This is a genomic window from Ideonella sp. (assembly GCF_036277275.1).
In the GTDB taxonomy this organism is placed as follows: domain Bacteria; phylum Pseudomonadota; class Gammaproteobacteria; order Burkholderiales; family Burkholderiaceae_C; genus Ideonella.
On sequence record NZ_DASUNH010000062.1, the window covers coordinates 12,004 to 36,289 of the forward strand.

The 24,286-nt window shown below is 69.1% G+C and carries 16 protein-coding genes; 6 read left to right on the forward strand and 10 right to left on the reverse strand.

What is annotated here, in order from left to right; all coding sequences use genetic code 11:
• Nucleotides 1–18: 18 nt before the first annotated feature.
• The 3 genes from VFY73_RS11445 to VFY73_RS11455 are packed head-to-tail and all read right to left on the reverse strand — an operon-like array spanning nt 19 to nt 3,564.
• Nucleotides 19–1,845: an ATP-binding protein gene (locus VFY73_RS11445; RefSeq protein ID WP_329718752.1), complete on the reverse strand. Its 1,827-nt coding sequence runs from the start codon at nt 1,843–1,845 to the stop codon at nt 19–21.
• A gap of 43 nt (nt 1,846–1,888) precedes the next feature.
• Nucleotides 1,889–2,575: a 16S rRNA pseudouridine(516) synthase gene (locus VFY73_RS11450; protein ID WP_329718754.1), complete on the reverse strand. Its 687-nt coding sequence runs from the start codon at nt 2,573–2,575 to the stop codon at nt 1,889–1,891.
• A complete protein-coding gene (locus VFY73_RS11455; RefSeq protein ID WP_329718756.1) occupies nt 2,572–3,564 on the reverse strand; it encodes a P1 family peptidase in 993 nt (330 codons plus the stop codon). The genes VFY73_RS11450 and VFY73_RS11455 overlap by 4 nt, the downstream gene beginning before the upstream one ends.
• 133 nt (nt 3,565–3,697) lie before the next feature.
• On the opposite strand from VFY73_RS11455, the gene VFY73_RS11460 reads away from it, so the two are divergent.
• From VFY73_RS11460 to VFY73_RS11475, 4 genes are all read left to right on the forward strand, one after another.
• Nucleotides 3,698–5,482, forward strand: a complete 1,785-nt coding sequence (locus VFY73_RS11460; protein ID WP_329718758.1) for a DUF885 domain-containing protein — start codon at nt 3,698–3,700, stop codon at nt 5,480–5,482.
• Between the two features lie 149 nt (nt 5,483–5,631).
• Entirely contained in the window at nt 5,632–9,009 is a 3,378-nt protein-coding gene (locus tag VFY73_RS11465) for a ligand-binding sensor domain-containing protein (protein ID WP_329718760.1), read from the forward strand.
• A 237-nt stretch (nt 9,010–9,246) separates the two neighbouring features.
• Entirely contained in the window at nt 9,247–10,221 is a 975-nt protein-coding gene (locus VFY73_RS11470; RefSeq protein WP_329718762.1) for a glycoside hydrolase family 26 protein, read from the forward strand.
• Between the two features lie 188 nt (nt 10,222–10,409).
• Nucleotides 10,410–11,501 carry a DUF1566 domain-containing protein gene (locus VFY73_RS11475; RefSeq protein WP_329718764.1) on the forward strand — a complete coding sequence of 364 codons (1,092 nt, stop codon included), beginning with the start codon at nt 10,410–10,412 and terminating at the stop codon, nt 11,499–11,501.
• 93 nt (nt 11,502–11,594) lie between these two features.
• Here VFY73_RS11475 and VFY73_RS11480 read toward each other — a convergent pair whose 3' ends face one another.
• The gene (locus VFY73_RS11480) at nt 11,595–11,849 is read right to left on the reverse strand and encodes a hypothetical protein (RefSeq protein ID WP_329718766.1); all 255 of its coding nucleotides are present in this window, start codon (nt 11,847–11,849) and stop codon (nt 11,595–11,597) included.
• 8 nt (nt 11,850–11,857) lie between these two features.
• Nucleotides 11,858–13,378 (reverse strand): S8 family serine peptidase, encoded by a 1,521-nt coding sequence (locus VFY73_RS11485; RefSeq protein WP_329718768.1) that lies wholly within the window; start codon nt 13,376–13,378, stop codon nt 11,858–11,860.
• Nucleotides 13,379–13,758: 380 nt separating this feature from the next.
• On the opposite strand from VFY73_RS11485, the gene VFY73_RS11490 reads away from it, so the two are divergent.
• Nucleotides 13,759–14,142, forward strand: a complete 384-nt coding sequence (locus VFY73_RS11490; RefSeq protein WP_329718770.1) for a VOC family protein — start codon at nt 13,759–13,761, stop codon at nt 14,140–14,142.
• A 178-nt stretch (nt 14,143–14,320) separates the two neighbouring features.
• Here VFY73_RS11490 and VFY73_RS11495 read toward each other — a convergent pair whose 3' ends face one another.
• Together VFY73_RS11495 and VFY73_RS11500 are read right to left on the reverse strand one after the other, a co-directional pair.
• Nucleotides 14,321–19,129, reverse strand: a complete 4,809-nt coding sequence (locus VFY73_RS11495) for an NAD-glutamate dehydrogenase (RefSeq protein WP_329718772.1) — start codon at nt 19,127–19,129, stop codon at nt 14,321–14,323.
• Between the two features lie 111 nt (nt 19,130–19,240).
• Entirely contained in the window at nt 19,241–19,429 is a 189-nt protein-coding gene (locus VFY73_RS11500; RefSeq protein ID WP_329718774.1) for a hypothetical protein, read from the reverse strand.
• Between the two features lie 134 nt (nt 19,430–19,563).
• Between VFY73_RS11500 and VFY73_RS11505 the strand changes: the two genes are divergently transcribed.
• The gene (locus tag VFY73_RS11505) at nt 19,564–20,469 is read left to right on the forward strand and encodes a LysR family transcriptional regulator (RefSeq protein ID WP_329718776.1); all 906 of its coding nucleotides are present in this window, start codon (nt 19,564–19,566) and stop codon (nt 20,467–20,469) included.
• 7 nt (nt 20,470–20,476) lie between these two features.
• Here the strand turns inward: VFY73_RS11505 and VFY73_RS11510 are convergent, their stop codons facing one another.
• The 3 genes from VFY73_RS11510 to VFY73_RS11520 form a co-directional block, all read right to left on the reverse strand.
• Nucleotides 20,477–21,472 carry a virginiamycin B lyase family protein gene (locus tag VFY73_RS11510; RefSeq protein ID WP_329718778.1) on the reverse strand — a complete coding sequence of 332 codons (996 nt, stop codon included), beginning with the start codon at nt 21,470–21,472 and terminating at the stop codon, nt 20,477–20,479.
• A gap of 713 nt (nt 21,473–22,185) precedes the next feature.
• Nucleotides 22,186–23,493, reverse strand: coding sequence for an ATP-binding protein (locus tag VFY73_RS11515; RefSeq protein ID WP_329718780.1), 1,308 nt, complete (start codon nt 23,491–23,493; stop codon nt 22,186–22,188).
• Nucleotides 23,494–23,495: 2 nt separating this feature from the next.
• Nucleotides 23,496–24,236, reverse strand: coding sequence for a response regulator (locus tag VFY73_RS11520; RefSeq protein WP_329718782.1), 741 nt, complete (start codon nt 24,234–24,236; stop codon nt 23,496–23,498).
• Nucleotides 24,237–24,286 lie beyond the last annotated feature (50 nt).

Below are 24,286 nucleotides of genomic sequence, written 5' to 3' on the forward strand. Positions count from 1 at the left end.
CCTGGTCGAATCCCGATGTCAATGGCAGCTGTCCGGGGGATGGGGCACCAGATGGCGCGCCAGCTCGGCGGCCAGGGCTTGCAGCGTGAAGGGCTTGGCGAGGTGCCCATCCATCCCGGCGGCCAGGCACTGGGCGCTGTCGCCCTCGACCGCGAAGGCCGTCAGCGCCACGATTGGCAGCCGCGGCGCATGGGGTCGATCGGCTTCGATGGCGCGCCAGCGGCGGGTGGCTTCGAAACCATCGAGCACCGGCATCTGGCAGTCCATCAGCACCAGGTCGAAGGGCTGCCGGGCCAACTGCTCCAGTGCCTGCTCGCCGTTGCTGGCCAGGCGCCAGCGCAGGCCCAGGTGTTCGAGCATGCCGGTCGCGACCAGTGCGTTGACCGCGTTGTCTTCGACCACCAGCACGCACGCCGGCGGCAGGGCCGGTGGCGGCGCCGCCACGGCGATGGCGGCGGCCGGTGCGGTGTTGGCCGGCACCTCGGCCATCGTGAACTCGAACACCGCGCCGGGGCCGGCGGCAATGCGGCAGACGACGTCGCCACCCATGGCGCGGGCGAGGTGACGCGAGATCGTCAGGCCCAGGCCGGTGCCGCTGTGCCGCGAGTCGGTGTTCGACGGCACCTGCTCGAAAGCGGAAAAGATGCGCTCGACCTCGGCCGGTGCGATGCCCTCGCCGGTGTCGCTGACGGTGAAGACGATCAGCCCATCGCGCTGGCCAGCCGCCAGCCGCACCTCGCCTTCGGCGGTGAACTTGATCGCGTTGCCGACCAGGTTGTGCAGCACCTGCTTGACGCGCACCGGGTCGCACTGCACGTGCGGCGGCAGTGCCGGCCCGGCCACCAGCTGCAGATTCAACCCCTTGGCCTGGGCTACCGGCCGCAATAACGACGCCACTTCGTCGAGCAGCGCGGGCAGCGCCACCGGTTGGGGGTGCAGCTCGATCCGGCCGAATTCGATGCGCGACACATCGAGCAGGTCGCCGATCACGCTGAGCAGGTGCTCGGCCGAGCGCTGCACCACCTGGTTGCGGCTGGCCTGCTCGGGCGGCAGGCCCTCCAGTGCCATCAGCTGCGACATGCCGAGGATGCCGTTCAGCGGCGTGCGCAACTCGTGGCTCACGGTGGCAAGAAAGCGGCCTTTCGCGGCATTGGAATGCTCTGCCAGCAGCAGCGCGCGGTGGCGCTGGTCGGCGATCGCCGCGTTCTCGAAGCGCAGGCGCAACAGCTCCAGCATCCGGCCATGGCTGCTCAGGCCTTCGACCACGATGACCGCGAAGTAGATTGCCAGGCCGCCCGACACCAACCAGGCGTAGACGCCGCCCTGCACCAGGTGGAAGGCAAAGACCGGGAACAGCGTGGCGGCCATGAAATGCGTCGCATGGCGCATGTGGCTGCTGAGTGTGAACACGCCGACCGAGGCCACGCCGACCAGCGACGCCAGCACCACGCCGTCGAGCAGGGTGGGCTTGGTCGCGTGGGCGACGAGGCCGGCCAGGCCCCAGGTCACGCCGTCCAGCGTGGCCAGCAGGTCGTGCTGGCGGCGCCAATGCTCGGCGCGTGGCGCCCACTCGGCGTCGCGCGTGAAGCGGCGCCATTGCGTGTAGCGAACGGCCCAGAGCAGCACCTTGACGCCATACCAGCCCCACGCCAAGCCGGCACCGACGATCGGCGCGCAGCCCCAGGCCAGCAATGCGGCAAAGGCCAGCCCGCCCCACAGCGCCTGCGGTGTGCGCTCATAGAGGATGCGCACGCGCTCGATGGCGACCTGCTGGGCGATCGCTTGCCGATCGTCCGGGTCCGGCGGCGGGCCCAGCGGTGGTCGTGCCGGAGCAAGCGTGTCCATTGCCAGCCCATCATAGGGGGCGCACCCCTTGCCGGGATGCTGGTCAACCCGGCCAGCCGGGCACCCACCGCCACTGGCCGGGGGCCAGGTCGGCTGGCAGCGTCAGCGGGCCGAAGGTGCTGCGGTGCAGCGTCTCGACGCGGTTGCTGACTGCTGCCACCATGCGTTTGACCTGGTGGTACTTGCCCTCGGTCAAGGTCAGGCGCAGGCCGCGCTCGCCGACCGCCTCGCAGGCCGCGGCGCGGACCGGCGCCGGGTCGTCGTCGAGCACCACGCCGGCCAGCAGGCGCTCGACCTGCGTCGCGTCGACCGGGTGCTTGCAGCCGACTTCGTAGACCTTGGGCACATGGTGCTTGGGCGAGGTGAGCTTGTGGATCAGCTTGCCGTCGTCGGTCAGCAGCAGTAGGCCAGTGGTGTCTTCGTCGAGCCGGCCGATCGGCTGCACGCCGCGCTGGCGCAGCGGCGCGGGCAGCAGCGTCAGCACGCTGGGGTGGTGCTTGGGCTTTTGCGAGCACTCGTAGCCGGCGGGCTTGTGCAGCATCACCAGCGCTTGGGCGTGGAAGGGCCAGGGCTTGCCTTCGACCTCCAGCACCAGGCTCTCTGTGGGCAGGTCGACGTCGGGGTCGTCGAGGGCCTGGCCGTCGTGGCGCACCAGGCCGGCGTCGACCAGGCCGGCGCAGACCCGGCGGGTGCCAAAGCCTTGGCTGAACAGAATGTGGGAGAGTTTCATGGGGTAGGGGAAAGGTCGCGCGTTGCCGGCAGGCCGGGCAGGCCGGTGGCTGCACGCACACCGCGCAGTACGGCCTGGCTGACGGCCTCGGCAGCCAGTGCGCCAAGCACGCTGAGCTGGGCATGTTCGACGGCCCCGGGCACGCCGCCGGTGGCGAGCGCGAACAGCAGGTCGCCGTCATGCTGGGTGTGGGCGGGCACGATGCTGCGGGCCAAGCCGGCCTGCGCCATTGCGGCCAGGCGGTTGGCCTGGGCCTTGTCGAGTGTCGCATCGGTGGCGACGAGGCCGATCGTGGTGTTGAGGCCCGCGAGCAAGGCCGCCGGCCCTTCGCCGCGGGCCAGCGCCGCCAGGCTGTTGCGCAAGCGTTGGCCACCATCGTCCCGAGCGCCAGCCACCAACGCGCCGGTGGCTGGGTCGAACACGTCGCCCAGCGCATTGACAACCACCAGCGCCGCAACGGTGACGGCGCCCAGGTGCAGCGCCGCGCAGCCGACGCCGCCTTTCATCGCATGCGGCAGGCCGAACAGCTTGCCGACGGTCGCCCCGGCGCCGGCCCCGACGTTGCCCTCTTCGACGTCGCCAGCGCGCGCGGCCTCGCAGGCCGCGTAGCCGGCCGCTGCGTCAGGCCGAATGCTCGGGTCGCCCAGCCAGAGGTCGAACAGCACCGCGGCCGGCACGATCGGCACCCGTGCCGGACCGACCGCGACGCCGTGCCCGCGCTCTTCGAGCCACCGCATCACACCGCTGGCCGCGTCCAGCCCGAACGCGCTGCCGCCCGTCAGCAACAGCGCATGAATTCGGTCGACCAGCGCTCCGGGCGCCAGCAACGCGGTCTCGCGCGTGCCGGTGGCACCGCCGCGCACGTCGACACCGGCCACGGCGCCGGCCTCGCACAGCAGAACGGTGCAGCCGGTGGGGCGGCGTGCGTCGGTGAAGTGGCCGATCTTCAGGCCGGCGATGTCGCCGATCGAGGCGGTGGCGTGGGGCATGCGCGAATGGTAGCCAGCGGCGGGTAGGGCGCGGCGACCGCATCATCGTTCGTGCAGGGCGGCTCTCGGCGCCAGTTATTCGGGCCAAAGCGCACTAGCATCGCGGCTTCGCCTGGACCTGCCGGAGACTTGCATGCTGCGTTTCGTGATCATGGTGGCGGCCCTCGTGACGGGCTCGATGGCCGCCTGGCCAGTGCATGCAAAAACCGGCGCCGCGCCGGCCTCGCGTGCCTTGCACCAGCTGTTCGCCGACCAGTGGGAGCGCACGCTGCGCGAGAGCCCCGAGACGGCCAGCTACAACGGCGACACGCGCTACGACGACCGCTGGAGCGACATGAGCCTGGCCGCGATCGCCAAGCAGGAAGCCGCGGACCGCGCGGCGCTGGCGAAGCTGCACACGATCAACCGGAAGGCCTTGTCGGCGGCCGACCGGGTGCACTACGACACCTTCGAATGGCAGCTCAAGCACACCATCGAGCGCCAGCGGTTTCGCGAGTACCTGGAGCCGATCAACCAGCGCAGCGGCGTGCAACTGGCTGCGGGCATCGCCGAGATCATGCCGTTCGACGATGTGGCCGCCTACCGGCGCTACCTGGCTCGCATGGCCACGCTGCCGCTGGTGATCGACCAGGTGATCGCGCTGATGCAGGAGGGCGTGCGCACCGGCCACGTGCCGCCGCGGGTGCTGATCGAGCGCGTCCCGGCGCAGATTGGCGCGCAGATCGTCGACGACCCGGCGGCCAGCCCGTTCTACCGCCCGTTCCAGCGCTTCCCAGCCGCGGTGGCCGAAGCCGATCGCCAGGCGCTCGGCGCCGAGGCACTGCAGCACGTGCGCGAACGCATCGTGCCGGCCTACCGCAAGCTGCTCGACTATGTGAACGCCAACTACCTTCCAAAGGCGCGCACGACGGTGGCGGCGACAGATGGGCCCGACGGCGCGGCCTACTACGCCTTCCGTGCGCGTTACTACACGACCACTGACCTGAGCGTCGACGCGATCCACGAGACTGGCCTGAGGGAGGTGGCGCGGCTGCGCGCGGCGATGGACAAGCTGCAGGCCGAGATTGGCTTCCAGGGTACGCGTGAAGCATTCTTCAAGCACCTGCGCAGCGACCCGAAGTTCTTCTACCCGACGCCCGAAGCGCTGCTCGAGGCGTATCGTGCGGTGGCCAAGCGCATCGACCCCGAGCTGGTGCGTGTCTTTCGCACCGTCCCGCGCATGCCCTATGGCGTACGCCCGATCCCGGCCGAAGCCGCGCCCGACGCGACCGCCGGCTACTACCAGGGTGGGGCCACGGATGGCAGCCGTCCGGCTTTCTTCTACGCCAACCTGTACCAGCCCGAGTCGCGCCCCCGCTGGGAAATGCTGCCGCTCGCGCTGCACGAGGCGGTGCCGGGCCACCACTTCCAGTTTGCCCGCGCGCTCGAGTTGCCCGAGATGCCGATGTTCCGCAAGACGGCGTACTTCGTTGCCTACAGCGAAGGCTGGGCGCTGTATGCCGAGCAACTGGGCTACGACATGGGCCTGTACGACGACCCGTACGAGCGCTACGGCCAGCTGACCTACGAGATGTGGCGGGCGGTGCGCCTGGTGGTCGACACCGGCTTGCATGCCAAGGGCTGGAGCCGCGAGCAGGCGATCGCCTACTTCAAGGACAACGCGCCGAAGACCGAGCTGGACATCGTCAACGAAGTGGACCGTTACATCGGTGATCCTGGCCAGGCGCTGGCCTACAAGATCGGCCAGCTGAAAATCTCGGAGCTGCGCCAGCGGGCGCAACTGGCGTTGGGCAAACGCTTCAACCTGCGTGGCTTCAATGACGCGGTGCTGGAGACGGGCTCGGTGCCGCTGACTGCGCTCGAAGCGCGGATCGACCTGTGGATTGCGCAGCAACGCCGGGCCGCGGCGCCGCATTGACGCGGGCAATCCCCGGCGTCGAATAGGCATTTCGCCACATTGCGCGCCGGCGCAGGTCGGAGAGAATCTGCAACCGCGGGTAACTTGACCTGCCGACCCCCGTTTGCACTGTGTCCCGACCCGCCTGCTTGCTGTTCTGCCGTCGTGCCATGCTGATCGTTCGCGGTCTGCTGGTGCTGGGCCTCGTCGGCGCCGCCGCGGGGACGGCCATGGCAGCCAGGGCCGCGGGCGAGTTGCCGGTGCCGCCGCTGGCCAAGCGTTGGTCGCACCTGACCGAGATCGCTTTCCAGCACCTGACGCAGGACGACGGCCTGCCCAATGAAATCGCGACGGCGGTCGCCGAAGACGGGCAAGGCTTCTTGTGGGTCGGCACGCTGGGCGGCCTGGCGCGCTGGGACGGCTATCGCTTCCGCGTCTACAAGGCTGACCTGCATGCGCCAGGGGCCTTGCCCGACAACTTCATCCAGACACTGCACGGCGACGCCAACGGCACGCTGTGGGTGGGTACCAGCTCGGCCGGCATCGTGCGCTACGACGCGGCCGGCGACCGTTTCGTCAGCTACCCGATCGGTGACAAGGGCCTGAGCCACGTCAGCGTGCGCTCGATCGTCGACGACGGCGCCGGTGGGCTGTGGGTCGCCACCGACGGCGGGCTCGACCACCTGGACCCGGCCAGCGGCAGCATCGTGAGTGCCACAGCCGGCGGTTCCGGCTGGGCCGGGTTGGCCGGCGTGCGGGTGCACGTGGTGTTGCGCGATTCGCTCGGGGCGCTGTGGGTCGGCAGCTCCGCTGGGCTGTTCCGCCGTGAACCGCACGGCGACCATTTCGTGCAGGTGCGGCTGCTGTCAGGCCACGCCGCGCAGCCCGAACCACAGACGCTGGCCGAAGACAGCGCCGGGCGGCTCTGGGTCGGCACATTGCAACACGGCACGTTCGTGCTGGAAGACCATGGCCAGGGCCCGGCGCGGCCGGTCTACGAGACCTCGTCGCCCGACGGGGTCGACCTGCTGCGCGACCGCCAGGTCGTCACGCTGGCCGAGGTGCAGCCCGGCGAGATGTGGATCGGCATGGTCGGCCAGGGCATCGTCTCGGTCGACCTGGCGCGTGGCGAAACCCACCGCATCCGCAACGTGCCGACCTGGCCGATGAGCCTGCCCGACAACGCGCTGCGCGACCTGCACCGCGATCGCGCCGGCCTGGTCTGGGTGGCCACCAACCGCGGCGTCAGCCGGCACGACCCGCGCCAATCGGCGATCCTCACGCGCTTCGGCGCCGCCTCCGGCGATGCCCCGCTGGCGGCCCGCGCCAGCACCGAGATCAGCTGGATCCTGCCGATGCCGCAGGGTCGGCTCTGGCTCGGGACCCACAAGAGCGGCGTCGACATCCTGGATGGCACCGGCGCGCGCGTCGGTCTGCTGAAACCCGATGCGGCCCATCCCGACACTGCGTTGCCGCAGGACATCGTGCTGGGCATGGAGCACGCGCCCGATGGCGGTGTCTTCATCGGTACCAAGCGCGGCCTGTACCACGCCAGTGCAGACGGTCGTCGCGTGGCCCGGGTGACGCTGACCGGTCGCGATCAAGCCGCGTCGACCTGGGCGGTGCTGGCCGACGGCGACACCTTGTGGATCGGCGGTCAGACCGACGGGTTGTGGAAGCTGGACCTGCGCAGCCGCATCGCCACGCCGGTGCTGCGCGGGGCGGCGCCGGGTGGGCTGAGCGATCAGCGCGTCGTCGTGCTGGCCAAAGGCGCCAACGGCACCTTGTGGGTCGGCACGCGCAATGGCCTGAACCACTACGACCCCGCCACCGGCGAGGTGACGCGTTATCTGCCGGATCCGGCATCGCCGCGCGGGCTGTCGGCGGGCTTCGTCACTGCGCTGCTGCCCGATGCGAACGGACGGCTGTGGGTCGGCACCTACGGCGGCGGCATCGACGTGCTGCCGCTGCACGATGGCACCGCCCGCGTCACGCGCCTGGGGACGCCGCAGGGTTTGCCCGACGGCAACGTCAATGCCTTGCTGGAAGACTCGAAAGGCCAGATCTGGGCCAGCACCGACAACGGCCTGGCGATGATCGACCCTGCCGGGATGGGTGTGCGTGCTTTACGACGGGCCGAAGGCGTTGTCTTCCCCACCTACTGGACCGGCTCGGCGGCTCGCACCGCCGAAGGTGAGTTGCTGTTCGGCGGCGCCGGGGGGCTGACGATCGTGCGGCCCGAACGGCTGCAGCCCTGGCGCTACCACCCGGCGGTGGTGATCAGTGACCTGAAGGTCGGCGGCCGCAGCATGCCGGCCGCGCGTTTTGCGGCGGCCGAGTCTGCCGGTGCGGCCTCGGCGGCCGTTGCGCTGATCGTGCCCCCCGAAGCCAACAGCCTGGCGGTCGAGTTCTCCGCCATCGATTTCTCCGCGCCTGAGCGCAACCGCTACGCGTACAAGCTCGAAGGCTTTGATGCCGATTGGATCGAGACCGAGGCCACGCGCCGGCTTGCGGCCTACACCAACCTGCCGCCCGGCAGCTACCGGCTGATGCTGCGCGGCTCGAACCGCGATGGCGTCTGGAGCGAGCGCGTCGTCGGCTTGGCCGTCCGTGTGCGGCCGGCCTGGCACCAGACGCTGTGGTTCCGCCTCGGGGTGGCGCTCGCGGTGTTCAGCCTGCTGGTGGTCATCGTGCAACTGCGCACACGCCTGCTGCGGGCCCGCCACGTCCAGCTCGAGCGCAAGGTACGCGAGCGCACGGCCGAACTCGAGGCACTGCACAAGGCCTTGAAAGACAAGTCGCTGGTGCTCGAACTGACCAGCATCACCGACCCGCTGACCGGCCTGCACAACCGCCGTTTCCTGACCGACCACATCGAGCAGGACATCGCGGCCAGCCTGCGCCGCTGGCAGGAAGCGCGTGCCGGCGGCGGCACGCCGGTCGACACCGACAGCGTGTTCTTCCTGCTCGACGTCGACCATTTCAAGCGTGTCAACGACGTGCACGGCCATGCGGTCGGCGACGCGGTGCTGGTGCAGTTCGGACGCCGGCTTCGATCGGTGATGCGCGAGTCCGACTACCTGGTGCGCTGGGGCGGCGAAGAGTTTCTGGCCGTCGCGCGCGATACCGACCGTGCCCGCGCCGAAGAGCTGGCCGAGCGGATGCGCACGGTGGTGGCGGAGACGCCGTTCCTGACCGAGGGCGGCAAGCTGCTGACGGTGACGTGCTCGATCGGCTTCGCCTGCCTGCCGTACTTGCCGTGGCGCCCCCATGCGCTGGGCTGGCAAGACGTGGTGCGGCTGGCCGACCTCGCGTTGTATGCGGCCAAGCGTGCGGGCCGCGATGCATGGGTCGGCCTGCATGCGACCGAAGAGGCGCAGCCCGAAAGCCTGCTCGCGACCGTCTACGGCGGGCCGCAGAAGGCATTGCACGAGGGCGAGATCCGCACCACCAGCAACCGGCCGTTGGACGTGGTCGCGCAGGCGTTGAGCCCCAACGTCGGCGACGGTGCCCCCTGGCCGTTCAGCGCTGCGCCGGTGCCGACCTGAACTGCCTCGGGTGCGTGACGACGCGCCATGCACGTGCGGCGCGCAGCCGCCATGGTGTTGCGCGAAACCGATGGAAACGATCGGGGCATACGGAGCAACGTGACCTCCGCTAACCTGCGCGGCGGTTGGAACCGGCGACGCTGCGGGCACATCGGTTGCTCCATCCGGACGACGAGGCCCTTCTGAACAGTGCCTTTCGCTGCCGCCCCTTTCCCCTGGATTTCAGGAGTGACGATGATGAACCGCCTGCTGCCGCTTTTCTGCCTGGCCCTGCTGGCCGGCTCCAACGCCTTGGCCGAACCGAACGTGATGCTGGGGGCCCACGTGGGTTCGCAGCACGATGTGCGTTCGAAGGAAAAGTTCGAGGCCTTCGAGAAGGCGATCGGCCGCAAGCTGACGATCGACAACGACCACCAGGACTGGGCGCTGTTCCCCGACACCGACCGCGTCAAGTGGAACCGGGCCAACGGTCGTCGCTCGATGCTGTCCTGGCGGGTCGTCTTCCAGCGCAGCGACCCCTCCAAGGGCTGCGCGACGGCCGACGCGATCATTGCAGGCACCTATGACGAGCAGATGCGCAAGCAGGCCGAGCAGGTCAAGGCGCTCGGTGGCCCGCCGATCCTGGTGCGCTACAACTACGAGATGACCAACAACCAGGTGAATACCTGCTTCACCGGGTTCAAGGTCAAGACCGATCTGCAGCGGGCCGGCACCAAGTACATCGCCGCATGGCGGCACATCGTTGACCTGTTCCGCAAGGTTGGCGCGAACAACATCGAGTGGGTCTTCGCGCCCGGCCACAACGCCTGGGAAACAGGGCAGTGGAAGTACTTCTATCCCGGCAATGACTATGTCGACTGGATCGGCATCGACAACTACAACAAGGGCAACCAGGCCAAGTCATTCGCCACCGACCCGGGCATGCTGGCCTTCTATGCCGCCGCCGCCCCGATGGGCAAGCCGCTGATGGTCGCCGAGACTGGCGCGGTCAGCGACCCCAAGAAGAACCCCGACCCGCAGACCCTGTGGTTGAAGACGGCACGCGAATTCCTCAAGACCCATCCGCAGATCAAGGCCTTCTTGTGGTGGCAGAACCCGGGCAAGCTGAAGAAGGAAGACCGCACCTACGAAGGCTCGGGCTATGAGTTGCAGGGAACCGGCCTCGAGGCCTTCAAGGAAATGGCCAACGACCCGCACTTCATCGACAAGTAGGCTCCGCGCGGCGCGCTTTCCATGCCGTTCTGATGCCCGAGGCCGCGGATGGCTGCATACTGGGACATCTAACCATCAAAAAGGATGTACTCGACATGCCGCACTCCAACCACCCGGCCGTTCGGGCCCGACGGTCGCTGCGTTCCATCGGAATGCGGGGTCTTCCATGGGCCGTGTCGATGGCTGCCATGCCCGCTATGGGCATCGGTGCGGAGGCCGACATCCAGGCCCTGCGAAAGGCGCGCCTGAATGACACCGGCGTGACGCAATGTGTTGTCTACGACGACGTGCGTGGCTACGTCTTCACGCCCGAATGCGCAGGCACGGGCCACGACGGCGAGTTCGGCCGCGACGCCTTGTCGCCTCGCAAGGCCGATGGCCGCGCCGGCTTCAGCTTCGAAAAGATCGGTGCCAACGGCGAGGTGCTGCCGCGCGACGCGGCCGCCTGGTCTTGCGTGCGAGACCGGGTCACCGGCTCGATGTGGGAGGTCAAGACCGCGGATGGTGGCCCGCGCGACGTGAATGACCGCTTCACCAATCGAGGCAGCGGCCAGGCGGATGACGCCAGCGGCTATGTGGCGGCCGTCAATGCGATGGCGTTGTGCGGTGCTACCGACTGGCGGTTGCCGAAGCTGCGCGAAATGCAGAGCCTGGTCGACTACAGCGTGCCAGACGGCGGCCCGATGATCGACACGGCCTGGTTCCCTCACTCGGCGTCGGATTTCCACTGGACATCGAGCAGCGCCGTCGTCAATGGTGGCGGCCCGCACTATCGCTGGGCGGTGGCCTATGGGTACGGTGGAACCATCTGGCAAAGCGGCGAGTTCGACCACTTTGCGATCCGCCTGGTGCGCCAGGGCCAGGCGATGCCGGCCCACCGCTGGGTGGTCGACGGTGCCGAGGCGCGGGACAAGTCCACCCGCCTGATCTGGCGCCGCTGTGCCGAAGGCCAGGCGTGGACGGGCGAAACCTGCAGCGGGACCCCGACGACCTTCCTGACCGTGCCGATGGCCATCGACCATGCCAGGGCGCAGGCCAGTTCGAGTGGCAAGGCTTGGCGGGCACCCAATGTGAAAGAGCTGGCCAGCCTGGTCGACACCCGCGTGAACCGTCCGTCGATCGACCGCTCGGTCTTTCCGGGCTTCTACACCGAGATCTATCACAGCGGTACGCACTGGACCGAGAACCCTGTCTACAGCTGGCGTGTGTGGTTTGCCGAAGGGGTGGTGACGCGCGACCACTGGGGCGGCAAGCTGCTGCTGGTGCGCGACGCGGACTGAAGGGGCGGGGGCTCGCGTGGCCCCTGAAAGCGGAAAGGCCCTTCGCGATGAAGGGCCCTTCGGATGTTCTGACCCGGCGGGGGGCCGTGGATGTCAGCGGGCGGCAGCGTATTTGGCCCGCGACAGCGGCGATTTCTCGGGCAGTCGGGCTGCCACGCGTTCCAGCGCGTACCGCCAATCGGGCAGCGCTTCGGCCACCCGGGCTGCCTTGCTGGGGGTGGTTTCGACCAGCATTTGCCCGGCGGCCGTCCGCACGACGGTTGCGCCGAGCGCTGTGGCCTTGCGCTTCGCGGCAGACACGGCCTTGGAGTCCAGACTCAACGGCAAATGAAACACATACCTCGCCATGGGCTCAATTATCGCGCCAGCCCCTTGCCTTGCATAGCCGCCGGCAACCCCAGGTCTTCGGCGTGCTCCGAGGCCAGCGCCAGGATCGCCTCGGCGCGCCGGGCGTCACGCGGCATCGCCAGCACGGCGCTGCCCGCCAGCCGCCTGGCCAGCACGCCGGTGGCCACCGGCGTGGCCATCGAGGTGCCGGACATCACCCCCCAGCGGTCGTTCGGGATCGTCGAGACGATCGCGACACCCGGCGCCGTCAGCGCGACCTTGTCGCCGCGGTTCGAGAACTTGGCCAAGAAACTCGGCTTGCCGCCCAGGTGCTTGCCGACCGCGGCGCTGAGGGTCCAGTCGAGGTGGGCGCCGGTTGGCCAGCTTTCGTGCAGGCCGATCGCCGACACCGCAACCGCTTTCGGGTAGCGCGCCGGGTAGGCAACATTGGCCCTGCCATCGTTGCCGGTGGCTGCGACGCACACGCAGCCCAGGCCCCAGGCCTGTTCGACGGCGTCGCGCACCGCGCCGTCGGCGGTGCTGCCGCCAATGCTCAGGTTGACCAGGTCGCAGCCGTCCAGCGCTGCCTGCTTGATCGCGGCGGCGATCGCGAAGGTCGATGCCTCCTCGACGCCGTCCTCGAAGATCCGGTAGGCGTGCAGTTGCACGTGGCTGGCTTCGCCGCGCCGCCATTCGCTGGCGGTGGCGGCCACGACGCCGGCGACATGGGTGCCGTGGCCGTCCCAGTCGCGCCAGCGGCGGGGTTGCTCTTCGGTGGTATTGCGGCCACCGGAAATGGCCAGCACCTCGTGCGGGCCGACGCCGGTGTCGACCACGCCGACCGTCACGCCTTGTCCGGCGACGGCCGCTGGCCGCCCGTAGACCAGGCCGCGGGCATCCGGGGCGTGCAGCTCGACCGGCGGCACCCGCAGGTCGAAACTGTCTTCCGACACGGCCACCGCCTCCAGCCGGACCGGCCAGCCGCCGTGCAGCGGGTCGACGTACAGCGCCTGCACTCCAGCGGGCCGTTCGTCGAAGTCGAGTTGAGCGCGACCGTAGCGGTCGGTCGTCGCGGCGATGCCGATGCCCTGGTCCTCGTCGAGCATCGCCGTGACCAGCGCGTCGCCAAGCAACCGGGGCTTGTCGCCGTCGACCCGCACGGTGACCGTCCAGCGGAAGACCTTGTGCCGCGCGCCGCCGCTGGCCTTGGCCGGTGCGCGCAGTGCCTGCCACGGGCCGCGCGCCCGCTCCAGCGGGTACCACTGCTCCTCGAAGACCTTGGCGCCTTCTGGCGCGCGTGCCTTGACCTCGTCGAGCGTCACATGGTCGGCATCAACCAGCACCGAGCCGTCGGCAGGCGCCGTGTTGACGATCGTCAGCGCCGGTGCGCCGGTCTTGGCGACGGCGGCGGGGCCATGGTCGGCCGCGCGCGCCGTGGTAATGACCGGCGCCGCCAGCCAGCGTGCGGTCTTCGCAGGCGAGCTGGTCTCGTCGGCCAGCCCGTCCTTCGGGATCACGATGAAGCGGCGAGGGCGTTCAGCGGTTTGCATCGCGGCGATTGTGGTTGCAGGGTTCAGCGGTGCGGCATCCCGCAAGTCATGTCGACGGGGCGAGTTGGTGACAGCTCGTTTCGGCAACAGCCTGCGGTTGCGCTCGGTCCCTCCAGCGCTCTTGTCAGGGGTGTGGGGACAGGATGACCGGGAACAGGCTCATACGACGATCCACCACCCTGCCACGGGGCGCCGTGACTTCACCACTTGGCGAGGCCCGGCCCCAGCGGGGCAGGGCGGGCTCGTCCGCCACGCCATCCAGACGGCAACCTGTCGAGCCCGATGCCGAGGCGTCGCAAAAATGTCGGGCCGGGCTTGAAGCTTTCGAGGCGCTGGCGCAGGATCCGCCCTTTCAACTCAAAGGCACCAGGAGGCCTCCGATGATCGACCACACCGGCGTTGGCGTCAGCGACTACGAGCGCAGCAAGCGCTTCTATACCAACGCACTGGCACCGATTGGCTACACGATGCTGATGGAAGTGCCGAAGGAGTTCACCGGCGGGGTCGGCGTGGCCGGCTTCGGCGAGGCGCCGAAGCCGGATTTCTGGATCCACGGCGGCGAGCCGAACAAGCCGCCGATCCACGTGGCGTTCCGCGTCGACAGCCGCGCACTGGTGGACGCCTTCTACAAAGCCGCCATCGAAGCCGGCGGCACCGACAACGGCCCGCCGGGCCTGCGGCCGCACTATCACAAGGACTACTACGGCGCCTTCGTGCGCGACCCCGACGGCCACAACATCGAGGCCGTCTGCCATCAACCTTAGCCCCACGGCCCCTTCCGGGGCCTGCCCCCGGAAGGGGGCTGAGCCCGGACATGAACAGTCCTGAGGACTGTTCATGCCTGGCGAAGGGGGGCCTCTGGCCCCCCCCGCGGCCTGCAAGACCGCGCACGCCACTTGAAGGGGGCGGCGCTTCGCGCGCCCGTCCATACGGAGCGTTGACTCAGGCCAGGTTGCGCAGCTCCCGCAGCGCGACCGACAGCATCGCCAGATCGGCGTTCTTCGCGTCGGCCAGCTCCAGCAGCACCCGCTGGGCTCGTTCGAGCGCCACCGCGTTGGCCGCTTCCCAGGCGGCCAGCATCTGCGCCGAGCCGCCTTCGCTGGAGCCCAGCACCTCTTGGGTGATCGCGCGCTGCAGGCCGGCCAGATCGTCGCCCAGTGCGTTCTTCGCCAGGCTCTGCCAATGGCTGCTGGCGGGCAATGCGTCGATCTGCTGGCGCAGGCTGGCCAGGCCCAGGCGCGAGGCCACGCCGACGTGCACCTCGCCGACCTCGGTCACATGGCGCTTGGCACCCTCGGCCACTTCGGCGATGTCGAGGGCGGCGTACAGCCCGTCGGCGCTGGCCACGCGGTGGGCCAGCGCGGCCGGCACGCCGGCGGCGACCCAGGCCTGGGCTTGCGGGGAAGACGCGGCCTGCGCGGCCAGCGGCTCGCGCAGAGCCTCGACCGCATCGCGGAAGCGGGTGAAGGTCTGCTCCATCGGCTCGTTCAGGCGCTTGTAGCGCAGGAACCAGGTGGTGGCCCGTGCAGTGAGCCAGCCTTCCTCGATCAGCATCTCGGACTGCACCGCGTCGGGCACCACGTTGTCGAGCGCCTCGACCTGCTGCCACAGCGCCACATGGCCCATCACCTCGCGCGTGCACAGGTAGGCGCGCACGACCTGCGCCGGCTTCGCGCCGGTCTGGTCGGCCAGGCGGTGCACGAAGGTCGAGCCGACGCGGTTGACCATGCTGTTGAGCACATGGGTCGCGACGATCTCGCGCCTGAGCGGGTGGCGCGGGATGTAGCCGGCCATGCTCTCGCGCAGTGCAGCCGGGAAGTAGCGCTCCAGCGCGCTGCCGATCCACGGATCCTCCGGCAGGTCGGACGCGATGATCTCGTCGAACAGCCACATCTTGCAGTAGGCCAAAAGCACCGCGCGTTCGGGCGTGGTCAGCCCGATGCCGTGGGCCGCGCGCTCGGCAATCTCGTCGTCGGTCGGCAGGAACTCGATCGCGCGGTTCAGCCGCCCGGCCTTTTCGAGGAAGCGCATGAAGCGCGCTTCCTGGTCGAGCAGCTTGGCGCCCAGCCGTTGCGTCACCGACAGCACCTGGGTCTGGAAGTAGTTGTCGCGCAGCACCAGCGCAGCGACCTCGTCGGTCATCTGCGCCAGCGTGGAGTTGCGCTGCTTCTCGGTCATCTCGCCGTCGGCGACCGCCAGCCCCAGCAGGATCTTGATGTTGACCTCGTGGTCCGAGGTGTCGACGCCGGCCGAGTTGTCGATCGCATCGGTATTCAGCGAGACGCCGTTTAGCGCTGCCTCGATGCGGCCCAGTTGCGTGAAGCCGAGGTTGCCGCCTTCGCCGATCACCTTGCAGCGCAGCTCGCGGCCGTTGATGCGAATCGCATCGTTGGCGCGGTCGCCCACGTCGGCATGGGTCTGGCTGGTCGCCTTCACATAGGTGCCGATGCCGCCGTTGTAGAGCAGGTCGACGGGCGCCTTCAGGATCGCCGACAACAACTCGGTCGGCGCCAGCCGATCGGCCTCGATGCCCAACGCAGCGCGCGCCTGCGGCGAGATCGGGATCGACTTTTCCGAACGTGCCCAGACGCCACCGCCAGCCGAGATCAGCTCGGCGTTGTAGTCGGCCCAGGACGACCGCGGCAGCTTGAACATGCGCTCGCGCTCGGCGAACGAGGCCGCCGCATCGGGGGTGGGATCGATGAAGATGTGGCGGTGGTCGAACGCCGCGATCAGGCGGATGTGGCGCGACAGCAGCATGCCGTTGCCGAACACGTCGCCCGACATGTCGCCGACGCCGACGACCGTGAAGTCGGTGGTCTGGATGTCGGTGCCGCGCTCGCGGAAGAAGCGCTTGACGCTTTCCCAGGCGCCGCGGGCGGTGATGCCCATGGCCTTGTGGTCGTAGCCGACGCTGCCGCCGGAGGCGAATGCGTCGCCGAGCCAATGGCCGTATTCCTTGCTGACGGCGTTGGCGTAGTCCGAGAAGGTCGCGGTGCCCTTGTCGGCTGCGACGACGAGGTACGGGTCGTCGGCATCGAGCTTGACGACCTGCGGCGGCGGCACGACGGTGGTGCCGTTCAGGTTGTCGGTCAGGTCGAGCAGGCCACGCAGGTAGTCCTGGTAGCAGGCGACGCCTTCCTTCATGAACGCGTCGCGGTCGGTCGACGGTGGCGCCTTCTTCAGCACGAAGCCGCCCTTGGAGCCCACCGGCACGATGACGGTGTTCTTCACCATCTGCGCCTTCACGAGACCCAGCACCTCGGTGCGGAAGTCTTCCGGCCGGTCCGACCAGCGCAGCCCGCCGCGCGCGACCTTGCCGCCACGCAGGTGGATGCCTTCGAAACGCGGCGAGTAGACGAAGATCTCGAACAGCGGCTTCGGCTCGGGCAGGCCCGGCACCTTGGCCGATTCGAACTTGAAGCTGAGGAACGACCGCCGCGGCCCCGGCGCGCCCGAGTGGCCGATGCCGGTGCGCCAAAAGTTGGTGCGCAGCGTGGCCTGGATCAGCGCCAGCAGCTGCCGCAGCACACGGTCTTCCTGCAGATTGCTGACGCGGTCCAGCGCCTGTTCGATCGCGTTGACTTGCGAGGCCGCGGCTTGCTCGTCGCGCCCGTTCGGGTCGAGCCGCAACTTGAACAGATGCACCAGCATGCGGGCGATGCGCGGGTGGGTGGTCAGCGTCGCTTCGACCGCCCCTTGCGACAACGCGAAACCGATCTGCTTCAGGTAGCGCGCATAAGCCCGCAGCACGACGATCTCGTCCGCCGCCAGCCCGGCGCGCAGCACCAGCCGGTTCAGGTCGTCGTTCTCGACCTCGCCGCGGAAGACGCGGGCAAAACAGTCTTCGAACAGCCTGGCCAGCGTCTCGTCTTCGATCTCGTCGGACACCGTCGCCTGCAGATCGAAGTCGTGCAGCGAGATCGAAGCGCCGTCGGCCGTCAGCCTGTAGTTCTGCTCGCCCAGCACGCGCACGCCCATGTGCTCGAGCATCGGCAGGCTGTCGGACAGCACGATCGGCTCGCCGCGGCGATAGACCTTGAACCCCAGTGCCGTGGGGCCGCCACCCAGCGGGCGGTACAACGCCAGCGCCAGCGGCGACGCCGCCGACAGCGAGGCCACGGTGCGCACGTCCGGCACGGCGGCACGGGCCGGCACGCGTTCGCGGTACTCGGGCGGGAAGGCGGTGCTCCAGCCCTTGAACAGCGCGATGCCGCGGGCTTCGCCCTCGGCCTCGGTCAGCGCATCACGCAGACCGTCATCCCAGCGGCGCGCGGCCTCGGCCAGCTTGCGCTCCAGCTCCTTGCGGTCGATGGCGGGGACCTGGCCCGGCGTCGTGCGCACGGTGAAGTGGATGCGCGCCAGCACCGTGTCGCTCAGCAGCACATCGAACTCGGCGCTGGTGCCGGCAAAGGCCTGCATCAGGATGCGCTGGAACTTGATGCGCAGGTCGGTCGCATAGGCCTCGCGCGGCACATAGACCAGGCACGAGACGAACCTGTCGAACGGGTCGCGCCGCACGAACAGGCGCAAGCGCTGGCGGTCGCCGAGCGCGAGGATGCCCAGGGCCGTTTCATACAGCTCGTCGTCAGAAATCTGGAACAGCTCGTCGCGGGGAAAGGTCTCGAGGATGTGCACCAGCGCTTTCGACAAGTGCCCACCCGGCGGCAGGCCGGCGCGGTTGGCGATGGCCTCGACCTTGCCGCGCAGCAGCGGCGTCTCGGCCACGCGGGCGCTGTAGGCGGTGGAGGTGAGCAGGCCGACGAAGCGGTGCTCCCCGATCACCTTGCCGCTCTTGTCGTAGCGCTTGACGCCCACGTAGTCGGTGTAGCCCGGCCGGTGTACGGTCGAGCGCGTGTTGGCCTTGGTGACCACCAGCACCGGCGTCGGCGCATGGGCCAGTTCGCGCGCATTGGCCGGCAGTTGCGACAGGCCCGACGAGGCCTTGTCGGCTTCGGTCTCTCGAAGAACACCGAGCCCGCTGCCCGGCACCAGCCGCAGCGCGCTGTCGCCGGCCAGGTTGACCAGCTCGTGCTGGCGGTAACCCAGCAGCGTCAGGTGGTCGTCGGCCAGCCATTCGAGGAAGGCGCCGCCTTCGGCCACCTGCTCAGCGGGCAGCACGTCGGGCGTCTGGGCCAGCTCGGCGATCGTCTCGTGCAGCCGCGCGACCATCGGCTTCCAGTCTTCGACCGCCGCGCGCACGTCGCTCAGCACATGCTCGATCCCGGCGACCAGGCTGGCCTTCTGCTGTGGGTCGACCAGGCGGTCGATCTCGATGTGCATCCACGATTCGGGCGTGCCGGGGCCGGTATCGGTGCCGGCGCTGATGCCGGTGAGGGTGCCGTCGGCGGCGCGCTCGACACGGTAGATCGGGTGCACGATGAGGTGCAGCGTCAGCCCCTGGCGGTTGATCTCGGCAGACGTCGAATCGACCAGGAAGGGCATGTCGTCGTTGACGATCTCGATCACCGTGTGGCGCGAGGCCCAGCCGTTTTCGGCCACCGTCGGGCTCAGCACCCGCACCTTCGGGCCGCCAGGGCTGCGGGTGGCGCCGAACTGCCAGTGCGACAGCAGCGCGCCGGCGAGGTCTTCGGACGTTCGCTCGGCCAGGTCGTCGGCGTCGAGCTGGCGGAAGCATTCGCGCGCAAAGCCCTCGAACAGTGCGCGGCGCTCTGGCGCCAGTCGGGCCGCGGCCAGGGACAGCACGGCAGCCAGTCGGTCGTGCCGCAGCGAATCGGTGGAAGCGCTCATTCTTCGGGTCTCCGTCTTTGTTTTCTTGCCGGCAGGTGCCATCCCTGCCGGCCCGCAGCTTACGCCCGCTGCGAAGGTTCAGGAGTTTCCCCGAGAACGGCCCGACACCGCCTACGGCGAAAGTGCACGCCGCCGCCGGCGCCAGCCGCCCGTGGTCAACCATGCGATGGCACGGAACAGCGTTGACCAGGCATCGTGGATCGCCTGAGCCCGCAGCCGCGTCGCTTCGGCCTGGGCCAGGGTGATCAGCCGTGCGCGTTCGGGCGCGGTCAGCCGGGGGAAGAGGGTGTCGTTGCGCATGGTGTCGGCCTCGGTTCTTGTCGGTGAGGGCACTCTAGGCAGCGGGCTTCGGGCCGGAAACGGCACACCGACCAAAGCCGTTTTGCAGTCGCCGCAACACCGATCGCGCAGCGAGCCGGCCTACCATCGCAACGATGGACGATCTGGCCTTCGACGACCTGAAGCTTTTTGCCCGCGTGGCCGCACTGGGCACGCTGTCGGCGGTGGCGCGTGAGCGTGATGTGCCGGTGAGCCAGGTCTCGCGTGCCCTGTCGCGGATCGAGAAGACCTGTGGCGCGCGGCTGATCCACCGCTCGACACACGGCCTGGCCTTGACGGCCGAGGGCGAGACCTTTCTCGGCTACTGCCAGCGCCTGACAGGCACGCTCGAAGCGCTGGAGGGCGAGTTCGCGGCCCAGGCGCGCGAGGCCAGCGGGCTGGTGCGCGTGGCGGCCAGCACGGTGATTGCGCAGTACCTGCTGCTGCCCAGCCTGGCTGCGCTGAACGAGCGCCATCCGGCGCTGCGGATCGAGCTGGAGGTCAGTGACCGTCTGGCCGACATGGCACGCGACGGTATCGACATCGCGATCCGCACCGCCACGACGCTGCCCGAGACGATGGTCGCGCGCCAGATCGGCACGTTGGGCCGCGCGCTGTATGCATCACCGACCTACGCCGACAACGTCGGCCTGCCGAGTCACCCCGATGAGTTGCACCGCCACCGCCTGATCACCAACACCGCAGCGCCGCAGCTGAACCACTGGCCGTTCGTCGTCGGCGGCGATCCGATCAAGCTGGTGGCCGACGGTTTCTGGCGCACCAACGACACCGGCCTGGCCGCCAACATGGTGTTGCAGGGCCTGGGCATCGGTCGTTTGGCGACGGTGGCGGCCGATCCGCTGGTGCGCGGGACGCGGTTGGTGCCGGTGTTGGCGGCTTTCGTCGATCCGCAGTCGGTGCCGATCTACGCGGTGATGGCGAGTGCCCGGCAGCGGCTGCCGAAGATCCGGGCCTGCATCGAGTTCTGGGCGGAATGGGTTCGCGGCACGTCGTCCGCCTGAAGACGGATCAGGTACGGATCACCGAGATGTGCTCGGTGCCGCTCTCCGGCAGCCACACTTCGCCCGGCCGGCCGAGAATCTGGCGCACGCTCGCGGCTTCGCGAGGCATCGGGAAGCGCTCGAACTGTTCGCTGGCCGGGTCGAACCGCAGCACCGCATTGCCACCGAAGTCGCTGACCCACACGTGGTCGCGGCCGTCGACATAGACAGCATAGGTGCGCGGAGCATCGCCCGGCAGCTTCCATTGGCGCCAACTCTTGTCCTTCGGATCGTGCATCGAGAGCTGGCCGCTGTTCCATTCGCTGACCCAGATCCGGCCGCGGCTGTCGCTCCAGACGCGGCGCGCGCCCTGGTTCTTGGTCGGTGGCTCGACGATCGTCGATTCGCCGCCGCGCCGGTCGACCTTGGCAATGAACGAGCCGGCCAGTGAGCACCACCAGATGTCGCCGGCCGGTGTCGTGCAGATCCCATATGGCCCGCGGCCGCGCGGCGCATCCTTCACGCGGATGTCGCCACGCGCCACGTCGAGCCGGCCCACGATGCCGCTCTGGCCGGTGAACCACAGCACGCCGTCACCGTCGAAGGCGCAGGTGTTCAGGTTCGCGTACGGTGCGCCGTCGGGCAGGGGGAAGCGACGCACCTCGCGGTCCGGCCAGCCGACGCGCACGATGGCGCCCTGGCCGCCATCGGTGATCCACGCCGCCTTGTCCGGCCCCTGGATCACGCCGTGCGGCGCGGAGTTGGGGCCGAGTGCCACCAACTCGACACGTGCGCTCTTCGGATCGAACCAGCCGAGGTGGCCGCTGCGCTGCGCGGTGAACCAGACGCCGCCATCGGGCGCCGGTGCCACGTCGTGAATGCCGGTGCGCTCAGGCGTGCGCAAGGGCCAGGACTGCAGCGCCGCCGCACCCGGGGTGGCGGCCAAGGCCGGCCAGTGCAGTGGCACCGACAGCAGTGGTGTGCTGAGCAATTGCAGGCCGTGGCGACGGGTGACCAAGGGCATGGCGCATCTCCTGCTGTCGCCACTAATCCGGCGGCGGGGTGCAGTGTGACGCGGTTCGCGTCCGCATGCTCGCTGCGTGGACTCAGCCGATCGAAGCGCAGCTCGACCGCGAACGGTTCATCGGGGCGTTCATCGTCGGTTGGTTTCGAGCCGGTTGTCGCAATCGTCTTGCAGGTCGCGCTGAAACTCGCGCAGCCAGGCCCAGGCCAGGCGGTTGATGTGGGCCGGGGTTTCGATCAGCGCCATGGCGTTTTCCTGACCCGGTGCTTCCTTCACCGCCGGCGCGGCAATGGCGCTGCCGCAGCCCACGCTGCAGGCCGCCGTGCAGCCCAGGGTGGCAAGCCAACGCCGGGAGCGTCGGACGCGGGGTTGGCGCGCCAGTCGAAGTTTTCGAATCGGCGTGATACGAAGCTTTCGAAATTGGTTCATACGAAATCACGCAAGGCGGGCAGAAGTGACGGCAGCAGTATACGTTTGAGGCCAGAAGTGAGAATGCTTGCCTTGGTAAAGGCTTGTTCGATTCGGGTAAACACCTCTTTTCGTGAAATCGATTTCGAAAAGTTTTATCGAGAAAATGCTTTCCTTATATTTCTTTTTGTTTTCTTTCTTTGTCGTTTTGAATTTTCACCGCGGTGATGCTGGCCGGGCATCCAGGCGGCGCGTCGACAGGCGGTCGGGCCTGGGCGCCCAGTCGACGCCTGTCACCCAGCGCGTCATGCCGGCCACGTCACCCGCGCGACGAGCCCGCCGCCTTCGCGCGGCAACAGATCGAAGCGGGCACCGTGCGCCTTGGCAACCCGGTCGGTGATCGCCAGCCCGAGGCCGGCGCCGGCGGGGCCGCCGCGCGCCTGGTCACCGCGGGCGAACGGCTCTTTCAGCGCTTCGACGCGAGCAGCCTCGATGCCCGGCCCACGGTCGCGCACCTCGAGCCACAGCGCGCCGTGCTGTTCGCCGGTGGCCACTTCGATCGGCGGTGCGCCATGGCGCTGGGCGTTGACGACCAGGTTCAGCACCAGCCGCACGACGCCGTGTGGCCGCATCGCGCGCAACGGCAGCGGGCTCAATCGAAGCTGCACGTCGTCATGCGGACACAGCGCCAATGCCTCGTGTACCAGCACGTTCAGGTCGGCTTCGACCAGCGGTTCGCGCTCGCCCTGGCTGCTGCGCATGAAATCGAGAAAGCGGCTGAGCAGCCTGTCCATCGCCTCGATGTTGCGGTTGACCGTGGCCAGCAGTTCGGCCTCCGCACGGCCGTCGAGCATTTCGGTGGCCAGTCGCATCTTGGCCAGCGGCGTTCGCAGGTCGTGCGACAGCCCGGCCAGCATCAGCGCCCGTTGGCGCTCGCTTTGCGCGAGGCTGGCCACCATGTCGTTGAAGGCCTGCGAGACGCTGGCGATCTCGCGCGGGGTGTCCACCGGCAGCGGCTCGGGCCGCTCACCGCGCCCCAGTGCGGCCGAGGCCCTGACCAGTGCGTTCAGCGGCCGGTTGATGCGGCGCTGGATCGCCCAGGCCCCGATGATCGCCAGCAACGCGGTGGCCAGGCTGGCCGCGATCCAGGCGGTCGAGACCACAGGCGCCGGTGGCAAGCCGGGCAACGTGACCCAATGAGGCTGGTCGTCGATGGCCAGTCGCACCTGCACCAGGCGACCTCCCGGGTGCCGCCACTGCAGCGTGCGGCCGGTTTGTGCCCAGCGCTCGGCCAGCTGATCCAGGAACACGCGCTGCAGCCGGGTGGCACGCCAGCTGTGAAGCTCTTGCGCCGGCCCCTCGCTGCGATCCACCGCCTGTTGCACCTGGGCGTTGAAGCGTTCGACGAACAACCGCCGCTGCTCGACTGGCAGCGTGGCCAAGCCACTTTCGATGGCCTGCAGCTCGCGCACCGTACTTTCCATCAGCAACGTCGTGCGAGGCAGTGTTACCAGGGTCCGAAACAGCCAGGCGCTGCCGAGCTGGCCGACGAGGATCAACGCGACGATCAGCAGCAGGTTGCGCTGGAACAGCGTGCGCGGCAGCCAGGCCATCGTCAATCGCCGCCGGGTGTGCTGCCGCCATCCGGCACGAAGACATAACCACGGCCCCACACCGTCTGGATGTGGCGCGGTGTCGAAGGGTCTTCCTCGATCACCCGCCGCAGGCGCATCACCTGCGCATCGATGCTGCGGCTGGTCACCTCGTGCTCGCGGTCCTGGCCCTTGACGAGTTCGATCAGCTTTTCGCGGCCCAGGGCGCGGTTCGGGTTCATCACCAGGGCGTGCAGCAACTGGAACTCGCCGGTGGTCAGCGCCACCGGCTCACCGTCGCGTTCGAGCTGGCGCCGCGCGGCATGCAGCGTGTAGCGGCCGAAGTGCACCGGCTGGTCGCCGAGCGGGCCGCCGTGCGCACCGAGCAGTTTCTGCCGCCGCACCATTGCCTGGATGCGTGCCAGCAGCTCGCGCGGGTTGAAGGGCTTGGGCAGGTAGTCGTCGGCGCCCATCTCCAGCCCGATGATCCGGTCGATCGGGTCGCCGCGTGCCGTCAGCATCAGGATCGGCACCGTCTCGCCGGCATGGCGCAGGCGCCGGCACAGCGACAGGCCATCTTCGCCCGGCATCATCACGTCCAGCACCAGCACGTCGAAGCGTTCACGCACCAGCAGCCGCTCGGCCGACGCGGCGTCGTGCACCGCCCGCACCTTCAGCCCCTGCTCACCGAGGTAGCGCTGCAGCAGCCCACGCAATTCGGCCTCGTCGTCGGCAATCAGCACCGTGATCGGGGTCTCGCTCATGGCGCCGATGTTAGGAGCGGGCAGCCGCCCGGCGCCCAGCCGCACGGCGG

Coding starts and splice junctions, on each gene's coding strand:
- VFY73_RS11445 (WP_329718752.1), bottom strand. CDS start 1,845: ATGGACACGCTTGCTCCGGCACGACCACCGCTGGGCCCGCCGCCGGAC.
- VFY73_RS11450 (WP_329718754.1), bottom strand. CDS start 2,575: ATGAAACTCTCCCACATTCTGTTCAGCCAAGGCTTTGGCACCCGCCGG.
- VFY73_RS11455 (WP_329718756.1), bottom strand. CDS start 3,564: ATGCCCCACGCCACCGCCTCGATCGGCGACATCGCCGGCCTGAAGATC.
- VFY73_RS11460 (WP_329718758.1), top strand. CDS start 3,698: ATGCTGCGTTTCGTGATCATGGTGGCGGCCCTCGTGACGGGCTCGATG.
- VFY73_RS11465 (WP_329718760.1), top strand. CDS start 5,632: ATGCTGATCGTTCGCGGTCTGCTGGTGCTGGGCCTCGTCGGCGCCGCC.
- VFY73_RS11470 (WP_329718762.1), top strand. CDS start 9,247: ATGAACCGCCTGCTGCCGCTTTTCTGCCTGGCCCTGCTGGCCGGCTCC.
- VFY73_RS11475 (WP_329718764.1), top strand. CDS start 10,410: ATGCCCGCTATGGGCATCGGTGCGGAGGCCGACATCCAGGCCCTGCGA.
- VFY73_RS11480 (WP_329718766.1), bottom strand. CDS start 11,849: ATGGCGAGGTATGTGTTTCATTTGCCGTTGAGTCTGGACTCCAAGGCC.
- VFY73_RS11485 (WP_329718768.1), bottom strand. CDS start 13,378: ATGCAAACCGCTGAACGCCCTCGCCGCTTCATCGTGATCCCGAAGGAC.
- VFY73_RS11490 (WP_329718770.1), top strand. CDS start 13,759: ATGATCGACCACACCGGCGTTGGCGTCAGCGACTACGAGCGCAGCAAG.
- VFY73_RS11495 (WP_329718772.1), bottom strand. CDS start 19,129: ATGAGCGCTTCCACCGATTCGCTGCGGCACGACCGACTGGCTGCCGTG.
- VFY73_RS11500 (WP_329718774.1), bottom strand. CDS start 19,429: ATGCGCAACGACACCCTCTTCCCCCGGCTGACCGCGCCCGAACGCGCA.
- VFY73_RS11505 (WP_329718776.1), top strand. CDS start 19,564: ATGGACGATCTGGCCTTCGACGACCTGAAGCTTTTTGCCCGCGTGGCC.
- VFY73_RS11510 (WP_329718778.1), bottom strand. CDS start 21,472: ATGCCCTTGGTCACCCGTCGCCACGGCCTGCAATTGCTCAGCACACCA.
- VFY73_RS11515 (WP_329718780.1), bottom strand. CDS start 23,493: ATGGCCTGGCTGCCGCGCACGCTGTTCCAGCGCAACCTGCTGCTGATC.
- VFY73_RS11520 (WP_329718782.1), bottom strand. CDS start 24,236: ATGAGCGAGACCCCGATCACGGTGCTGATTGCCGACGACGAGGCCGAA.